The organism is Ekhidna sp. (assembly GCF_040220215.1).
Classification (GTDB): domain Bacteria; phylum Bacteroidota; class Bacteroidia; order Cytophagales; family Cyclobacteriaceae; genus Ekhidna.
In genome coordinates this window covers 329,259-347,966 of sequence record NZ_JAVJTR010000016.1, presented here as the reverse complement: position 1 = coordinate 347,966, position 18,708 = coordinate 329,259, and the positions used below count along the sequence as shown (strand labels likewise).

At 39.7% G+C, this 18,708-nt stretch carries 12 protein-coding genes; 8 read left to right on the top strand and 4 right to left on the bottom strand.

Annotation, left to right across the window (positions count from 1 at the left end):
- The first annotated feature begins 81 nt into the window (after positions 1 to 81).
- Entirely contained in the window at positions 82 to 1,269 is a 1,188-nt protein-coding gene (locus tag RIC88_RS10165; RefSeq protein WP_350217435.1) for a hypothetical protein, read from the top strand.
- A gap of 215 nt (positions 1,270 to 1,484) precedes the next feature.
- On the opposite strand, the gene ettA is transcribed toward RIC88_RS10165, so the two are convergent.
- Positions 1,485 to 3,167, bottom strand: a complete 1,683-nt coding sequence (gene ettA, locus RIC88_RS10160; RefSeq protein ID WP_350217434.1) for an energy-dependent translational throttle protein EttA — start codon at positions 3,165 to 3,167, stop codon at positions 1,485 to 1,487.
- Between the two features lie 56 nt (positions 3,168 to 3,223).
- Between ettA and RIC88_RS10155 the strand changes: the two genes are divergently transcribed.
- Positions 3,224 to 4,423, top strand: a complete 1,200-nt coding sequence (locus RIC88_RS10155) for a DUF349 domain-containing protein (protein WP_350217433.1) — start codon at positions 3,224 to 3,226, stop codon at positions 4,421 to 4,423.
- A 142-nt stretch (positions 4,424 to 4,565) separates the two neighbouring features.
- The gene (locus RIC88_RS10150; RefSeq protein ID WP_089356648.1) at positions 4,566 to 4,787 is read left to right on the top strand and encodes a DUF2795 domain-containing protein; all 222 of its coding nucleotides are present in this window, start codon (positions 4,566 to 4,568) and stop codon (positions 4,785 to 4,787) included.
- A 60-nt stretch (positions 4,788 to 4,847) separates the two neighbouring features.
- On the opposite strand, the gene RIC88_RS10145 is transcribed toward RIC88_RS10150, so the two are convergent.
- A complete protein-coding gene (locus RIC88_RS10145) occupies positions 4,848 to 5,624 on the bottom strand; it encodes a response regulator transcription factor (RefSeq protein ID WP_350217432.1) in 777 nt (258 codons plus the stop codon).
- Positions 5,625 to 5,752: 128 nt separating this feature from the next.
- Between RIC88_RS10145 and RIC88_RS10140 the strand changes: the two genes are divergently transcribed.
- The 4 genes from RIC88_RS10140 (at position 5,753) to RIC88_RS10125 (ending at position 15,518) form a co-directional block, all read left to right on the top strand.
- Entirely contained in the window at positions 5,753 to 9,073 is a 3,321-nt protein-coding gene (locus RIC88_RS10140) for a tail fiber domain-containing protein (RefSeq protein ID WP_350217431.1), read from the top strand.
- Positions 9,070 to 10,254, top strand: coding sequence for a T9SS type A sorting domain-containing protein (locus tag RIC88_RS10135; protein ID WP_350217430.1), 1,185 nt, complete (start codon positions 9,070 to 9,072; stop codon positions 10,252 to 10,254). Before RIC88_RS10140 ends, RIC88_RS10135 begins: the two co-directional genes overlap by 4 nt.
- Before the next feature lie 126 nt (positions 10,255 to 10,380).
- Positions 10,381 to 11,469 carry a TIGR03032 family protein gene (locus RIC88_RS10130; RefSeq protein ID WP_350217429.1) on the top strand — a complete coding sequence of 363 codons (1,089 nt, stop codon included), beginning with the start codon at positions 10,381 to 10,383 and terminating at the stop codon, positions 11,467 to 11,469.
- Complete coding sequence (locus tag RIC88_RS10125) at positions 11,466 to 15,518, top strand: FG-GAP-like repeat-containing protein (RefSeq protein WP_350217428.1); 4,053 nt, start codon at positions 11,466 to 11,468, stop codon at positions 15,516 to 15,518. Before RIC88_RS10130 ends, RIC88_RS10125 begins: the two co-directional genes overlap by 4 nt.
- 28 nt (positions 15,519 to 15,546) lie before the next feature.
- On the opposite strand, the gene ispD is transcribed toward RIC88_RS10125, so the two are convergent.
- Both ispD and queA read right to left on the bottom strand, forming a co-directional pair.
- Complete coding sequence (gene ispD / locus RIC88_RS10120) at positions 15,547 to 16,188, bottom strand: 2-C-methyl-D-erythritol 4-phosphate cytidylyltransferase (protein WP_350217427.1); 642 nt, start codon at positions 16,186 to 16,188, stop codon at positions 15,547 to 15,549.
- Between the two features lie 5 nt (positions 16,189 to 16,193).
- Positions 16,194 to 17,240 (bottom strand): tRNA preQ1(34) S-adenosylmethionine ribosyltransferase-isomerase QueA, encoded by a 1,047-nt coding sequence (gene queA, locus RIC88_RS10115; protein ID WP_350217426.1) that lies wholly within the window; start codon positions 17,238 to 17,240, stop codon positions 16,194 to 16,196.
- Between the two features lie 199 nt (positions 17,241 to 17,439).
- On the opposite strand from queA, the gene RIC88_RS10110 reads away from it, so the two are divergent.
- Positions 17,440 to 18,699, top strand: a complete 1,260-nt coding sequence (locus RIC88_RS10110) for an ABC transporter permease (protein ID WP_350217425.1) — start codon at positions 17,440 to 17,442, stop codon at positions 18,697 to 18,699.
- Positions 18,700 to 18,708 lie beyond the last annotated feature (9 nt).

The window sequence follows — 18,708 nt, the reverse complement described above, 5'->3', positions numbered from 1 at the left end:
AAGTTAGATATTAAATTGAAAGCCCGGGAGACCGGGTTTTTTTTATTGTATAATTTAACTTCATTCAAAAACTTACTCTTAATGGACAATGAATATCAAAAAGCTGGCATCCTAAACGAGGATATTCTTGTTGATTCCAACCCTGAACACATTGAATTTAAGTCAGAAAATCATGAGAATTTTTTTGTGAAAAACAATGTCGATTATTACGACTCAGTAAATATTCTTCGATTTCATAATTGTAGATTTAAAAGATTTTCTCTTCAAAAAGGGGCAGTTCGTATTTTGAAGTTTACTAACTGTGAAATTCAAGAGCTGATTACTTATGACACAAATGCGGCCATTGAGCTTGAAAGCTGTATAATTAATGAAGTCTCGACAGGCCTAGGGGTCGAGAGGTTCAATATTTCAAAATGTATAATATCTAATTGCGAAATAGAAAAATTGTTTCTACTTCATACAAAAGAGGTACTGATCAATGAGAATATAACAAAAGAAATAATATGTAGAAATATTGAGTTCTTAAGAATCAAAAATCAAAATTTCAATGATCTCATCATATCTCTTTCAGCTATTAAAGAACTACATCTATCATCACAAAATATAAAATCTCTAGAGATATTTGAATCCATCCCGCTTAAAGGAAATCTTGAATTGAAAAATATCGAATCCATTTCAATCACCGAATGTGATTTGAAGGATGTAGTTATAGTGAATTCAGATTTCAGTACAATTAAACAGTTTGATATTCTAACATCAGATTATGACGGAATTAAGATAAACGACCTCATTTATCCCGACCAATTAATCAACAGAAACACGCATCGTTTATTGAAAAGAATCGCAATCCAGAACAACGATCTAATCAATGGCAAACTACAAGGTATTCAGGAGCTGATTTGTTATAGAAAAGAACTTTGGAAAGAGCAAAATTATTTTAGTTGGTTTCCACTTTGGGCTGGGTATTTGACAAATAAAAACGGCTCTAGTATTAAGCGTTCTTTAATTTCATGGGTGATGGCTTCATTGATTTTTTTTATTGCAGCATCTTCTTTCTACTCTATACCACTACTAGAGCAAATGTTATCAGGACGTTTTTTCATTTTCTCACTGAACCCAACTCACTCATTGGAAAGTGTTTTTCCTCAAATAACTAAAGAAAAATTTGAGCCAATTATTCTAAGTCTGGATTATATAGGCAGAGTCGTAATTGGATTTATGCTTTTTCAAATTATTTCAGCATTTCGATTCTTTTTCAAGAATAACTAGGTCAAAATCACGTGGAAGCCTGCGGGATGGCTGGATTGATTTTGACTAGATTTTTTGCTTTTTTTTCATCCAATGGAAAAAGTAAGGGCCTGCCCGGTCTAAGGGCATAAAGGAAGATGCCGGATCAAGTCCGGCATAACGTTCTAGCGTAATTAGCAACAAAAAAGCCGGATCACTCCGGCCAATTTTCAATTCTTAATTCTCCATTTCAATCATTACCCCATCAACTTCTTGTACTTAATACGTTTCGGCTCTTCATCGCCCAATCTTTTCTTCCTGTTTTCTTCATAATCTGAGAAATTTCCTTCAAACCAATAGGCTTGGGAATCTCCTTCAAAGGCCAGAATATGTGTGGCAATTCGATCTAAAAACCAACGATCGTGACTAATGACTACCGCACATCCACCAAAGTTTTCCAAAGCTTCCTCCAATGAACGGAGCGTATTTATATCAAGATCATTTGTTGGCTCATCCAACAAAATCAGGTTTGCACTTCTTTTAAGGGTAAGGGCCAAGTGGACTCTATTTCGTTCTCCACCTGATAGCTTACTCACCTTTTTTCCTTGATCTTGCCCTCCAAAATTGAACTTGCTAACATATGCTCTTGCATTCATTTCCTTCCCTCCCAGGTCAATGATTTCATTTCCTTCAGAGATCACCTCATATACTGACTTATTAGGATCCAGCTGATCATGTTCCTGATCCACATAGCTCATCACCACCGTCTCACCCACCTCAAAGCTTCCTTTATCGGGCGTTTCATTTCCGGTAATCATTTTAAAAAGAGTGGACTTACCGGCACCATTTGGACCGATCACACCAACTATTCCACCCTGCGGAAGGCTAAATGATAAGTCTTCATAAAGCAATTTATCCCCGTATCCTTTTGCTACTCCCTTCGCCTCTATCACTTTAGAGCCAAGTCGCGGACCTGGCGGAATGTATAATTCAAGTTGACTTTCTTTTGCTTTTGCATCCTCTCCCAGCAGCTTATCATATGCGCTCAACCTTGCTTTAGCTCTAGCCTGGCGGCCTTTAGGGCTCATACGTACCCACTCCAATTCACGCTGAAGTGTCTTTTGTCGCTTCGATTCTTGTTTGTCTTCTTGAGCCAGTCTTTTTTGTTTTTGCTCTAGCCAGCTACTATAATTTCCTTTCCACGGGATTCCCTCTCCCCTGTCCAGTTCCAGTATCCATCCGGCCACATTATCAAGAAAGTATCTATCGTGAGTCACGGCAATTACCGTGCCCTCATATTGTTGTAAGTGCTGCTCCAGCCAAAGCACCGACTCTGCATCCAGGTGGTTGGTAGGCTCATCCAGCAGCAGTACATCAGGTTGTTCTAAAAGCAAACGACAAAGAGCCACCCTTCTTTTTTCACCTCCAGAAAGGGTTTTAATCACAGCATTCTCAGGTGGTGTGCGGAGCGCATCCATGGCTCTTTCCAGCTTATGATCTATTTCCCAAGCTCCCGTTGCATCCAGCTTTTCCTGTATTTTTCCCTGTTTTTCAATCAGCTTGTTCATCTTGTCCGGATTTTCTAGAATTTCCGGCTCAGTGAATCTCGCATTTACTTCCTCATATTCTTTGAGCAGATCATTTATCTCCTTCGCTCCTTCTCGCACCACTTCTATGACCGTCTTTTCAGGATCTAATTCGGGCTCCTGCTCCAGCATTCCCACCGTATACCCTTCAGAAAAGGCCACATCTCCCTGATATTCCGTGTCTTTCCCGGCAATAATTCGTAACAATGAGGACTTTCCTGCTCCATTTAATCCCAAGACTCCTATTTTAGCACCGTAGAAAAAAGATAAATAGATATTCTTAAGTACTTGTTTTTGCGGTGGATAAATCTTGTTCACCCCCGACATTGAGAAGATGATTTTTTCGTCTGACATGCTTAAGTTTGATTAAAAATCGAATATACTACGCAATTTAAGAATTACTCTCACCCTTGGACATCTTACAGGTACCATTTGGATTTATAAAAGACGGAAAAGTCTATCAGATCGGCTGGGGACAAAATCCCGATCGGGAAATAGGCGAAGTAAGAGATGATGACCGGGACAAGTCTGTTCAGTTTTTTCAGGAACGTTTTGCTGATTTAGAAAAGAAAATCAATGAGGTGACGGAAAAAATTGACAATACTGAAAACAAGGGTTCATTCCTCATGAAGCTTGTTCACCTGCGCCAGCACTTACCTCAACATGACGGACTTGGAGATTATCAGGTTTTAGAAGACCATATCCTCAAATATGAAGCACTTGTACGAGATATCATTCAAAAAAATCGAGTTAGAAACACGGAGATTAAATCTGCTCTGATAGAAGAAGCAAAGCAAATAACCGATATTATCAATTGGAAGGAGGCAACAGAGAAGGTTAATGATCTCAAAAGCAGGTGGATAAAAACGGGTAGTGCGGAAGATGATAAAAATGAAAGCCTGGAAGAAGGTTTTTGGGCAATTATTAAAGAGTTCTTTGATCGTAAAAAGCAGTTTTTTGAGGATAAACAAAAACTTACTGAACACAGGAAAAGGCAATATGAAGAACTGGTAGAGGAAGCTAAGAAACTTGTCGATCTACATGGCCAGGAGCGGTTTAATAAAGTAAAAGCTCTTAAAGAACAATGGCAGGAGATCGGTGGTATTCCTGCTGAATTTTACAAGCCGTTGAACAATGAATTCAATCAACAGCTCAAAGGAAAAAAATTCATCCCTCCAGTGGACTACTCGGAAACGCTAGCCAAACTTCGAGCGATAAAAGCCGGAAAAGAAGATTTCAATAAAGATTCCCTCGATAAAATAAAAAAAGAGCTTTTCAGAGACAAAGGAAAGAGTCCTGACAAGTTTCAGTGTATCGAGTTGATCCAGCTCCTGAATGAGCGAGACTTTATAAAGAAGTTAACCCTAAAGCGTTTTCCCGATTTCGCAAAGATTGATCCGGAAAAAAAGAAGAATATCCGAAAGGGTATCATTAATGACTTAATCGCTCGAGATCGTGATGACCTTAAAATTTTTGAAGACAACTCAGCTAATTTTTCATCGAATGATGGAAAAATGAACAAAATGGTCGAAAATAAGATTAAGAGTCAAAAGCGTAAGATAGAAACCAAGGTTAAATTGCTAGAATGGGTTGATTCCGGAGAATTTTAAAATTTTTAGCAACTTTCTCTTGCGTTTTGGTGTAAGAAAATTACCTTTCGATAAAGGATTATTTTAACAATGCCCGCATAAAATATAATAATATATATTTGCGCGCATTATAAAAACAGGACTTAAAAACTGAGGCTAGAATATGTATTGGACACTAGAACTTGCATCTTATTTAGAAGACGCCCCTTGGCCCGCCACCAAAGATGAGCTAATCGATTATTCTATTAGATCCGGAGCTCCTTTGGAAGTAGTAGAGAATCTTCAAGAGTTGGAGGACGATGGGCAGCCATTTGAAAACATCGAGGAGATTTGGCCTGATTATCCTACAAAAGAGGATTTCTTCTTCAATGAGGATGAATATTAATTAAGGAATAAAATTAAGGTATTCTAAAGGCTCCAATTGAAAGGTTGGGGCCTTTTATATTTAAATAATTCCCTGCCTGATGCACATGGCCACTATTTGAGTGGTATTCTTACAACCCGTCTTTGTCATCACATTTTTCCGATGGGTTTTTACTGTATGGGCACTTATGTTGAGTTTATCTGAAATATCATCGTTGTTATACCCGAAGGATAAAAGTCGCAAGACGTCCCTTTCCCTGTGAGTAATGTCTTCAACCAATAGTTTTTGTCCTCCATATGTTTGATAGAAAAGAGTCTCGTATTCATCATTGGCATTTAAAATTTTAGCTGTTGCCTGAATGGGTAGAATTTCATTGGCCTCCAAAACAGAATAGTGAGCAAGACCAATAATTGGTTTACCCTGATCATCAAAAAACATGGGTGTAGTATGCTGTATTATATTCTTGTATGTATCCTTTCCTGCTCTAACCCGGTAATTCCAGGTATAGGTCATGCGCCTACGATCTTCCAAAGCAATATTCTCCATTGTAAAAGTCATTAAATCTTGAAGCGATTGAAGCCATGTACTCATCTCTTCCTGATGCATCCGGCTCCACCAAAATTTCATCCCTCCATCAATCATTTGATCAATTGAAATCATCATTGTAGGCTCAAAATTTTTACTCACATATTCAAATGACTGATTGCTCGTATTTGTAACACAAAAAAATGTAGCACTATGAGGAATGAGATGATCAAGCTGTTTTAGCTTTTCAACATGTTTTTCTAATGTGGCCCCTTTAAACTCTTTGAAAGTTGAAAATATATCTGTGTATGCATCAAAAATCCTCTCACTCATATTAAACTGGTTTGACAAGCAATATAATTATCAATTGATAAATACCCCGAATGAGGTATTGTAGGATTTCTCTTCGGGGTTTAGATTAGGAGTTGATTTTTATGACTACTTAATCAAAACTTTTAGACATGAATAAATTTTACATTTTGGTGGTATGCCTATTTGCATCCAGTGTACTTTTTGCACAAAAAATACCGTTTCAAGGGAGACTTCTTGATAATGGGAAACCTTTCAACGGAACAGCCACTATAGAATTTAATATATCAGATCCGGCATGGTCAGAAACTAAAAATAACGTTGCAGTAACGGATGGATACTACTCCGTGGTATTAGGAGAAAGCACTCCATTGCCTGATACACTTTTCAGTGAGAGCAGGGAAATTCCACTTAACATTACCGTTAATGGAGAAGCGTTATCTGCTGTGATATTGCATTCACCCCTGCTACCATTCACAGGAGGTAATCCTGTGAGTATTGACTCATTGGAAACTAGGGAAATAAGTATCATAGGAAATAATGGAGATAACAAAGCTGCTTTTGGAACAACCAATAATGGGTATGAAGGGGTTCTTGTATTAAGGGATTCTTTGAATAACACAGGAGCTTTTATGCAGACAGATGGGTTTGAATCAACCGGATATATGCGCGGATACCTTCAATTAAATGGTAGAAATTCAGCAGGCGAATTGAGAAGTGCAGTAGCCACTGGTGGAGGTGTTCAAGGTAGGGCTAATAGTTTCATGGACTTATATGGAGGTAACTCAACTGACGATGGGATTACATTGCTCGTTGACGTATATGCAGCTGATATAGATTTAGATGGCCCAATACCGGATGGGTATCGAAGAGGTGGTATTGATATTAAAAACTATCATGGAAACTTCACCCACAACATTTACTCAGAGCAAAATGGATCTAGTGTGACTAGTAACATGAATTTAGTTGCCTCACAGGATACAGGGGAGCAAACGTACTCTCTTACCTTAAGTAGTGGTGATGGCGTGAGTTCTGGAGGATCAATAAATATAACAGACGCTACTGGAAATGGGACCATTTCTTTAGATGGAACTTCAGGAACTATTGACGCGCAACAGATTTTAATCGGTGGTGTGCCGATTGAAGGGTCAGGAGGAGGAACCATCCAGCCGGATTCTGTGAAAACCAAAAGTGTTCATGTATTAGGTAATGCTGGCGAAGTAAAGGCAGATTTAAACTTCTTTGATACTAACAACTCAGGTAGTTTAGTATTAAATGGTGCCAATGATTCTACTAAAGTTATTTTAGGCAGTGCTGGAGGAGGATATGGAGGCTTCTTGGGTTTATATGACTCTACAAGAAATATTGGTGCTCAGCTTAGGGTAACAAACAAAGGAAGAGGTAACCTATATACTTATAACGAAACTCACGCCAATGTCGGCTGGTTTGGCGGATTAAACAATGATGGATTTGTCCAACTAATTTCGCATGATGACACAGAAACCTTTACAGGTGCGGCTCTTATCGGGTCATTCGCAGACGGTAACTTACCGGAATACTACTTGGAAGGCTCAGCGCAAGAAAATTTTGGTTTAGGTCGATTTCGGGTAACACCTCTTGGTAACTCTACTGAGGAAACTGCAAGACTTGAAATAAATCGTAGTAATGCTGGTGGACAAGCAGTTATGACTGTTGTTCAGGATGATGGAGGGTCTGATCCTACGGGCTCTAATGGAGTTGTAGAACTATGGGGCGATAATAGTATCAATTTCCAAATAGGATCGGAAGGTTATGAAGATCACGACTTGGCTTCTATGAACCTCTATGGATCGATCGACGATGGTGGCGGTTGGTGGTACAACTCCGCTCATTTTGGCACAAGAAGAACTGGAGATGGAACTCAAGAGTATGGTAATTTATCCCTTCATAATAACGAAGCTGGCTCAAGTAATCTTACCGCATATTTATCTGGCAACTACGCTGAGAACGGAGGCGGTGGGCTGGAATTGTTAGATTCCCTAGGAACAATAAGTGTGGTAGCGGAAGCTGTAAACGGTTTTATAGGGGCCAGTAATAATATATCTATTAGACGTAGCGATGGATCATCTGCTGCAAATCTTTTTCATGATGGTGGAGATGGTGGAGGAATATCAATCCAAAATAGTGCTGATCAGGGTACTTTATTTTTCGGAGGAAACGAAGGGGTTTTAAGGGTAAGGGATGCTTCTGGAGTGGATCAAGTAACCATAGATGGTAATTCCGGAACCATTGATGCTCAGCAAATACTTGTACAGGGAGTTCCAATCTCTTCTGCTAGTGGTAATATTTCCCCTGATACAATTACTACTAGTTCTATAAGAGCCCTTAATGGAGCAGGGAATGAAGCTATTTATCTTCAAGGAGGCACAGAAGGAGGTACAATCCAACTTAGCAGCCCGGATGCCACAAACTCATTTAATAGAGCCACCTTTTTTGCCGGGACAACTTCCAACGGCGAAAATTCTTTCGCTAATCTATACGGAATGAATCCTACAGCAGACGGAAATACGCTGTTAATCAACAATTATAACACCATTAATTCTGTTTTTGGAACCCCATTCTCAGGAGGGTACCGAAGAGGTGGTACAGATTACTATGATAATGAAGGCACCTTTTTGGCAGCCATAGGATCCAATCGTGATGAAACCGGTGGGGATCCATCAGGAAAAAGTGGACTTGTAATGGTCAATGGCCCAACGACCAGAAATGTCTATGTTTCTGGTCAATGGTGGGCAAATAGCGAGCTGGGTATCGTTCAGGTTTTCGGTCAGAATGATAACGGTTCAGGAGACTTCAGTAGCAATGTGGAAATAGTAGCCGATGACCAGGCTGGAGAATCATCCGGTCGGATTTCTGTCTATAACACAGCAAATGGCGGGGTTGTAAATGAAACCATTTTTATGACATCATTTAATGGCCCAAGTGGCGGCTCACTTTTAGAGCTCAGAGATAGTCTTGCCATTACTTCAATAAGTATGGACGGACAAAATGGAGACGTAACGGCAAGTGGCACTGTAGCTGCGGATATTTTGCAGTCGACATCCGGTGGTGTTCAAACCTCTGACGCGAGACTAAAGAAGAATATTAGCTCACTTGAGAATTCGCTTGAGAAAACAACAAAGCTTAGAGGAGTTTCATATCAGTGGAAAGACGAAACAATTACCATCCAAAATCAAATTGGAGTAATTGCCCAAGAAGTGGAGGAAGTTTACCCTGAATTCGTCCATACCAATGACGAAGGAATGAAAGCTGTAAACTACGCTCAGATGACAGCAGTGTTGATTGAAGCAATCAAGGAATTGAACGCCAAAGTTGAGAAACTAGAAAGCGAAAATTCTTCCTTAAAAGCTTCTTTATCTGAAGTTGAGACACTTCGAAAAGAGATGGATCAACTGATGAAAATGTTGGGGAGTAGCAAAGCTGCAAGCAAATGATACAACATCATATTAAAATATTAATTCTGTTTGCCGCAATGCATGGTCTTGCAGCAACAGCGAATGCCCAACTTTCATTGCAAGGATACTCCACCGGAATCGCCGGCGGGGTATCTAGCAGTACAAATTATTCTACCGAGGTATCCACAGGTGAGGTTGGGGGAAAACCTAAAGGTGAAAACTACGGATTTTATTTAGGTCTTCCTGCAATAAACCTTAAGTCTGCAGTGATTGACGTAAGAGCCGTATCAAATGGAAATGTGCTATCTGATAATACGGACGGTTATTTGTTAAAGACGAAACAATCCGGAAATTACGACACCCTTGATATTGCTCCAGGCAATGAAAGTGGATCGTTTACTTTTTCGCCTGTATTTCATGGCGATTACCTGGTCGTTGTTGATTCAGACCCGGAAAAGTATGTTCCCACATATTATAGTGATGCATTCTTATGGGATGAAGCGGACGTTCTTGTCTTGAACATGGATACCACTGCTCGAGTAAGAATGACAGCTGTCCCACCTGAAAGGAATGAAACAACCGGGGATGGTAAAGTCAGCGGTACAATTGAGGAGAATTTTGCCGACGAAGAAGGTCGTATTCTGGCTCGAAGACGTGCAGCGAAAAGAAAATGTGGCCTGAGAAGAAAAACAGGTGGGGGACGAACAGGTCAGGATAATGATCAATTCGAATTAATTGCTTATGGTGAAACAAATGCGAATGGCGAGTTCGAGTATGGCTTCCTTCCTCAAGGCACTTATAGATTCTTTGTTGAATATCCGGGTATCCCGTTAGATGAATCATCATTTGTTCAGTTTGATGTTGGTGAAGCCGGAGTTGGCGACAATGAATTTGTTTTAGCAGCGGTTGTAACCGAAACAGGGATTACCGTAGAGCTGATTTTAGGAATTACGAGTGAATTCTTTACTGACTTCAGTATCTATCCAAATCCTACAGCCAGGATTGTAAATATTAAATATGACAAAATTCTTTCAGATGAGATGAGTATGCAACTCTTCGATATGAATGGAAAAATACTCTTAACAAGAGAGCTGAAAAAAGGTAAAAATGGTCAGGTTGAGGTAAATATTGAAAACTACCCTAGAGGGCAATACATTTTAAAATTCATTGATTCCACAAAAGGTAAAACAGCTTTAACCTTCCGTATAATCAAACAATAATCCTTCATACTACCGCTTTGTAAAAGCCTGCTTCAAATTGGAGTAGGCTTTTTTATGCTTAATTGTATTCTGAATAATATAAAGATATATTGAAGATTTCTTAAATTGATAAGGAATGCGAACAGTATGACTCCACCACCACCATTTAGCTATTCTTTTACTCCAAATATTCCTGAACTCCTTCTTGGATTAAAATGCTCTGTTGCAATTAGCACATACCAAACTGGAAAAGTGGTCATTTTCTCTGCTAAGGATGAAAACCAATTAATTCAGCTACCTCGAAGTTTTGCAAAACCCATGGGTATGGCGAAGAAAGGAAACAAATGGGCTATTGCTACAAACGACAGTGTTGTAATAACTGGTAACGCTCCCGGACTGGCAGTAAATTATGCACCAAATCCAGGCGTATATGATAGCCTTTATATCCCACGAGCCAGCTACTATACCGGACCATTGGATATGCACGACATCCAATTTTCCAATGGAAGATTGCTAGGTGTAAATACAATGTTTTCATCACTATGCGAGATTGATGAAGAATTCAGTTTCAAAACAATTTGGAAACCAAATTTCATTTCAGAATTAAAGCCAGAAGACAGATGTCACCTAAACGGGCTGGCAGTAGAGCCTCAGACTGGTAATCCAAAATATATTTCAGCCTTGGGAAGTGGAAATTCTCATCGAGAATGGAAAAATGGAATGCTTAATGGTGGAGTGTTGATAGATATTGAAACCAATGAATTGGTTCTCTCTGAGTTACCAGTTCCACACACACCTCGCATATATGGCAATGAACTTTTAATGTTATTGTCCGCCACAGGAGAGTTGATAAAAGTGAATGTCAATAATGGAACCTATGATATCATTACGAAATTAAATGGTTTTGCCAGAGGGATGGATCGGATTGGAGATTACCTTTTTATTGCAACATCCAAACTCAGGCCAAACAGTTCCTTGTTCAAAGAGGCACCTGTTGCCAGGCGATCCGTAAACTGCGGCATAACCGTAGTGTACATGCCAACCGGTCAGCCTTGCGGTCACATCACCTATCAGACAAGCGTAGAAGAACTTTATGATCTCGTCATCCTTGAGGGAAACCTCAGGCCAAACATATTAAATCTGGAAAAAGGAATGCATCAAACCTCTGTGGTTACAGAGCAAGAAGTATTCTGGCACAATCCTGAAGTACAACCAGAAAAAGCCACTGCTATATGAAAAATTCATTGTACCAATCTCTTTTAAGCAGGCTAAAAAACAAGCATAATAAGCTCGCCTCTAGATTTCATAAAAGTGTGAAAGAAGGAGAATTTCAAAGACAAAAGTTTAAAAAAAGAAGAGATGCAATTGAAAGGCTAAAAAGCCTGGAAAAACGAATATCTGTAATTGGGGATGAAGTTGGAGTTAAGCCAGGAATTTCTTTTAGACATTGGGCAGTAGCTCTTGCGATGGGTGTTGTTATATCTGCAACTGCACAACAAAAGCCGAAGGACTTCAAAACAAAAATTAACAACTATTCTAAAAATACCTCAACCAAAAACCAACTCCTGGCACAATCTATATTCTTTGATCCTAAAGTGGCTTTAGGATCTGCCTATCTATCCAATTTTCACTCAGGAGATTTGGATGGAGATGGAGATATCGATGGAATTTATGTGAGCTATTTGGACAGTCCTATTATTCTTACAAATCAGGGTTCATTCACTTTTACTCAAACAAATCTTACTCCTGAACCTTTACTGGTGGTTGACAGAACCATTCTGGCAGATTTTGATGGTGATGGGGATTTAGATCTTTTCATGATTAATGGAGTATATGGCGCATTTACAAACCAGATATGGGTAAATGACGGTGGTGGAAACTTCACATCACAGGCCGTTTCTTTCCCTTTGTCTAACTCTAATGATGACAATACACATGTAGCAGATATTGATGGAGATGGGGATCTCGATATTATTTCTGAAGGATATACAACTCACACAACAATTGCAGTTTTAACAAATAATGCCTTTAATTTTTCGATAGATTCAGAACTATCAGGACCAAATGCTGGATCCCCAAGTGCAAGACCTCTAGCTGTTTTTGATGTTGATGAGGATGGGGATTTGGACATTGTATACCTAGCCGCTGATGGTAATTACAATAGTGCATTGCATATTTTAGAAAACAGTGATGGACTGGGCAGTTTTGTTGATACAGGCTATTCAATGCTGCTATCCTATTCTTTCGAGACCCTTCCTGACACGCTTGATGTAGATAACGACGGAGACACTGATATGGTAGCAGGAATGTCTTATAGCAACCCTAATATCAGATTATTCATCAACGATGGAACTATTCTAAATGATGGAACAAGCAACTTCTCTGAAGGCACCCAGATTAACTTTGTGCCCGGGCAATCATTTGAAGATGTGTTCACAGCCAACTTCAATGGAGATGGCAATAATGAATTTATGGTCAACACAGAAGATGGTGCCGCAGATTCAGTTTTCCTGTTTCAGGAAAATACTGGTTCATTTGATCTTCTGGCAAAACTAACCGGTCAATCCAAGCCTGCAGACTTAGATGGAGATGGAGATGATGATCTCTTCCATTTTGATGGTAATGTCTCTACTCAAGACAATCAAGGATCGGGAAATTTTGTTCAAGGTGTTGATCTAATCACGGTTACTGCCTCTTATGACATTCGCCTCGTCGATATTGATGGAGATGGGGATTTAGATTTGGCTGAAGGTGGAGGACAAGTTTCAAGAAGTTGGCTAAATGATGGTAACGGTAGCTTTTCCATCTCTCAAGAATTCCCAGGCAATGTTTATCAATTGGCTTTTGGAGACTTAGACGGGGATGGTGATCCGGATATGGTAGTGGCATTGGAAGGTGATGGTGGCGAATATCCTGGTATGATCATCTATACAAATGCAGGGGGCATTTTAAGCTATCACTCTAATTTGGCTTCAGGTTATGAGGTCGATCAAGTAGAACTGGCTGATATGGATCAAGATGGGGATTTAGATATTGTCGCCAGACTTGATGGCATTAGTAATAATTATATAAGAATCTTTGACAATACAGGTACACTTACGTTCAGTGAAACTTCCTCTTATTTGGATAATTATAGTGCTAGAATGGCTTTGGGTGATATTGATGGTGATTCAGACGAAGACATTATTATAGCTACTGAAGTAAATGGAATGTCGACACTTATCAATAATTCTGGCTTGATAAACGCTGGAACTTCCATTACTCCAGCTGGCTCAAATTTTCATATTACCGATGTTGATTTAGCGGATTTAGATGGTGATGGTGATTTAGATGTTTTTGCTAGTAATGCTTATGAATCCCCTACAACGAATAGCTATGTATTCTTAAACAATGGGTCCGGAGTGTTCACTGACAGTGGTCAAAATGTTCAAAGTGGATCCACTTACAATAGCTTCCTTGGCGATATAGATAGTGATGGTGATCATGACCTTGTGATAGGTGGGTACATCTCCTATCCTCAACTTTGGGTGAATGATGGTGCAGGAAACTTCACTTTCGACCATGAAATTCCAACAATAGTGACTGAATATGGAAAGGTCCTTTTTGGGGATCTGGATGCTGATGGTAATCCGGATATGGTTGTTGGTGACTATTATGGTGGCATCAAACTCTTTTTCAATTCGGGAATATCAAATGCACTAGAGGCCGACTCACTCGTATTAAATGATATTTATGATACGATGGGTGGCGAAGATTGGACAACTGCTACCAACTGGGGTACCGGACCTGTTGATAGCTGGTTTGGGGTAATCTTAAATAACGATGGAGATAGGGTCCTTAATCTGGAACTACCGAATAATGGTTTAGTTGGAACTTTACCAGCTTCCATTAATCAACTTGACGCATTAGAAGAATTGGATTTGTCCGATAATGATATTGACGGTTTAGCGACCGATTTCAGTGGGTTAACAAGTGCTACTACAATAAATCTGGATGGGAATCGGCTGGATTTTGGCGATCTGGAAGCAGTCGCTGGAGTTGGACCATTAAGTTACAACAATCAGCAGGATATAAATGCAATAGTAGAATCCGGGCCAATAGAAGTGCCTCAGGGCAATCAGCAGGTATTAACTACTAATGTTAATGGAACGGCCAATACCTATCAATGGGTCTATGAAGGGAATGATATAGCTGGAGCTACAGAAGACACATATACTATAACAGATATTGGCCGGGATAATATGGGCGCTTATGGTGTAAACATTAGAAATACCATTGCTACTGAAACCACTATTTCCTCTACACCAATTGAAGTGTTTGCAACGGCAATTATTACAGCAAATGTGACAGATGCCAGTGGTGTTTCACTCATGGAAGACGTTGATGGTTACATTCTTGAAATAAAAGAAGGACAGGCATTGTTCGATACGCTTGATTTCGCAAATCAGATTGCGGTTTCAAGTGAGATTGTGTTTCCATCTATCATCCTTGGTGATTTTCTCATTAGCGTTGGTTCCGATCCTGAACTGTATGTGCCAACTTACTATTCAAATGCATTCCTTTGGGATGAAGCAGATACACTTAAGTTAGTTGGAGATACAACCATTCAAATAATAATAACAGAAGTACCACCGGAAAGAAACTCGTCCACTGGAGATGGAGTAGTTAGTGGAACAATTGAAGAAGATTTTGATGAAGACGAAGCGCGTTTTGATGCGAGGAGAAGAGCTGCAAAAAGAAAATGCGGACTCAGAAGAAAAACCGGAGGCGGACGTATTGGTCAGGATGACGATCAGTTTGAGCTAATCGCTTATGGTGAAACGAATGCAGATGGGGAATTTGAATATGGATTCTTACCTCAAGGCACTTACAGGTTCTTCGTTGAATACCCGGGTATTCCTTTAGATGAATCTGCATTTGTAGAATTTGAGGTTGGTCCTGCTGGAGTGGGTGACAATGACTTCAAACTAGCCGTTTTTGCTTCTGAAGATGGGATATCCATTGAAGTGATTTTGGGAGCATCTTCTCCTTATTTTAACGTCTTTCACATCTACCCGAATCCAACTTTAGATCACATCAACATCAATTACGATCAGTCGAGAACTGAACAACTTTCCGTACAAGTTCTTGACCTTCATGGCAAAGTGTTAATGACACAAGCTATAAAACAGGCAGAGAAGCAATTGAGTATTGATTTATCAGAGCTTGGTGCTGGTCAGTATCTAATCAGAATTTTTGATGAAAATGATCGAAATGCCGTTCTTTATAAGGTGATCAAAAAGTAATACAGTAGCTCTCACAAAATTGTTAAAGCTACTTTAAATCTCCTTGCGTGGTAATCTTGATGTTATCGTAAGTGCCGTTAACTAAGCTGACAATATACCCTGCAGCTTCATACACACTGGCGTCATCTGTAAATAAACCAGCACCTGCTTTTTCATAAGCATCCTTTATCTCTTTGACTTTAAAGGTTTGTGGGGTCTGAACAAGCACATAGTTAGATCTATCTCTGGCAATAGATGAACTATTTTCCAACTCCCTGATTGAATCTTTCAAAGGAACTACGCTAACGCCAGACCCTTTATTGCCAGCTGATTCAAATGAATCTTTGATAGTAGCAATCGTGACAAATGGACGAACTGCATCATGTATAGCCACCAGTCCATCTCCTTCAATTAAGGCAAGCCCTGAGAGAACTGATGCGCTTCTGGTAATGCCCCCTGAAGTTGATTTTATATCTGTGTCAGGAAAATATTGAAATTTGATGGCCTCCCATTCTTTTAGATGTGACTCAGGAAGAACTACAATAACACTTAGCTTTTGATCGAATGCTAAGAATTTCTTGATGGACTTAACGATGATGGGCTCTCCATCAATCCGAAGAAATTGCTTTGGCACTTTGCTTTTCATGCGTGTGCCAATACCCCCGGCCACTATGATGGCATATTTTTTCAAAATTTCTAGATGATTAGCATCGCATCACCGTAGCTAAAGAAACGATACTTCTCTTTGATTGCAGTTTGGTAGGCTTCCTGGATCAGCTCATATCCTCCAAAAGCGGATGCCATCATCAATAGCGTTGATTCCGGCAAATGGAAGTTTGTGATAAGCGCATCGCAAATCTTAAACTCGTACGGAGGGAAAATGAATTTATCGGTCCAGCCAGAGTTGTCTTTTAGGAGTCCGTTTGCAGAAACAGACGATTCAAGCGTCTTCATAGCAGTTGTTCCTACTGCACAAATCTTCGACTTCTCGCTTAATGCACGATTTACCCTATCAGCAGTAGTTTTTTCCACCCAATAGTTTTCCGAATCCATTTTGTGCTTAGTCAGATCCTCTACATCCACCGGACGGAAAGTGCCAAGCCCAACATGAAGTGTAATTGGCGCAATGTCAATACCTATCAGCTCCAGTCTCTTCAATAATTGGGGTGTAAAATGCATCCCTGCAGTAGGCGCAGCAACAGCTCCTATGTTTTTTGCATAGATTGTCTGAAATCGCTCCCTATCTTCAGGTTCTGCTGATCTCTTTATTTCTTTAGGCAATGGGGTCTCACCCAAGGCATCAATCATCTTATAGAATTGTTCCTGATCTCCATCAAATAGAAATCGGATAGTTCTCCCCCTACTGGTTGTGTTGTCAATAACCTCTGCTACAAGCTCTCCATCTCCGAAATATAATTTATTTCCTACACGAATTTTTCTTGCCGGATCCACTAAAACATCCCACAGTTTCATTTCTGTATTCAACTCTCTCAACAAAAACACTTCGATTTTTGCACCGGTTTTTTCTTTATTTCCGTACAATCTTGCAGGGAAAACTTTCGTGTCGTTGGTAACGAATACATCGTTCTCTCCGAAATAATCAACAACATCTTTGAATACTTTGTGTTCAATTTCTCCAGTGTCCTTATGGACAACCATAAGGCGTGAATCATCACGATTTTCAGTAGGATGTAAGGCAATAAGGCTTGATGGTAAGTCGAATTTGAATTCGGATAATTTCATTCCCATAGGAAAAAGGATCTATTTTTAATGATCAAAGGAGCGCAAAATTAGCAAATATGTTTCACGTTTGTAACGTTAATGAACTGAAACTCGTCAACTTAGGGAATTTACCGTTAGAAATCGGCATTTACCGATCACTATTTAATTTAAAATCCTGAAATTCGATTCACTACTTTTGTTTTGACGATAAACTACGCACGTGAAAATATTCAAATTAATCATCGAGAGTTTTCGGTTTGCCTGGGGGGCACTGAAACAGAATATCCTGAGGACAACACTTTCCCTACTCGGAGTTACCATTGGTATTTTTGCGATTATCGCAGTATTCACCCTGGTCGATTCACTGGAGCGAAGCATCAAGGATAGTTTGAGTTTTTTGGATGCGAATAACCTTGATATCAGACGATTTCCCTATGAGTTCGGCCCTGACATTCCCTGGTGGGAATATATCAAGCGACCATACACCAACTATGAAGAATATGAGTTCTTAAAAAAGAATCTTAAGAACTCTGCAGGCATCACTATTTTTGCTGTAACTGGAGGTGAGACGGTAAAATATGAAAGTAGCAGCTATTCTGATGTCTCACTCTTTGGAGTAGCTCATACTCATCAAGATGTATACGACATTGCAAGTGATGTAGCAAAAGGAAGGTATTTCACAGCTTCCGAATCTTATACAGGCAAGAATGTAGCGATGATTGGCCATTTGATCGCTGAAAAGCTATTTCCTCGCGGAAACGCGATTGGAAATGAGATTAAGATAAAAGGTCTAAAATATGTAGTGATTGCCATTTTCGAGGAAGAAGGAGAAGGCCTTTTTGGCGATACAGGTAATGATGAAAGCATTATGCTTCCGTATCAGTCTTTCAAAAAGATATTCTATTCCGGACGAAACAGAGGAGTTGAAACATTAGTAAGTGTAAAAGGCAAACCAGATGATGTAGGTCTTGTGGAACTGGAAGCGGAAATTACCGGTCTCTTAAGAACAAAAAGAGGCCTAAAACCAAAAGAAAAGAATAATTTCTCTGTCAATCGTCAAGATGCAATTATGAATATAATCGGCTCCACTTTCGACGTAATTGGGATTGCAGGTTGGGCCATCGGCGGTTTCTCTATTCTTGTTGGAGGATTCGGCATTGCCAACATTATGTTTGTCTCTGTAAGGGAACGAACCAATATCATCGGTATTCAAAAATCTCTTGGGGCCAAGAATTTCTTTATTCTCTTCCAATTCCTCTTTGAGGCTATTTTTCTAAGCCTTATCGGTGGTGGGGTAGGCCTCTTTCTGGTTTGGCTATTATCCCTTGTAAGCCTTGGGAATCTTGACTTGGTGCTCACATTTGGAAATGTGATCCTTGGACTTGGTGTGGCAGGAATTATTGGAGTTATTTCAGGAATTGTTCCAGCATTGATGGCGGCTAGACTTGATCCTGTAATCGCGATTAGGACGACAGGCTAAAAACAAAAA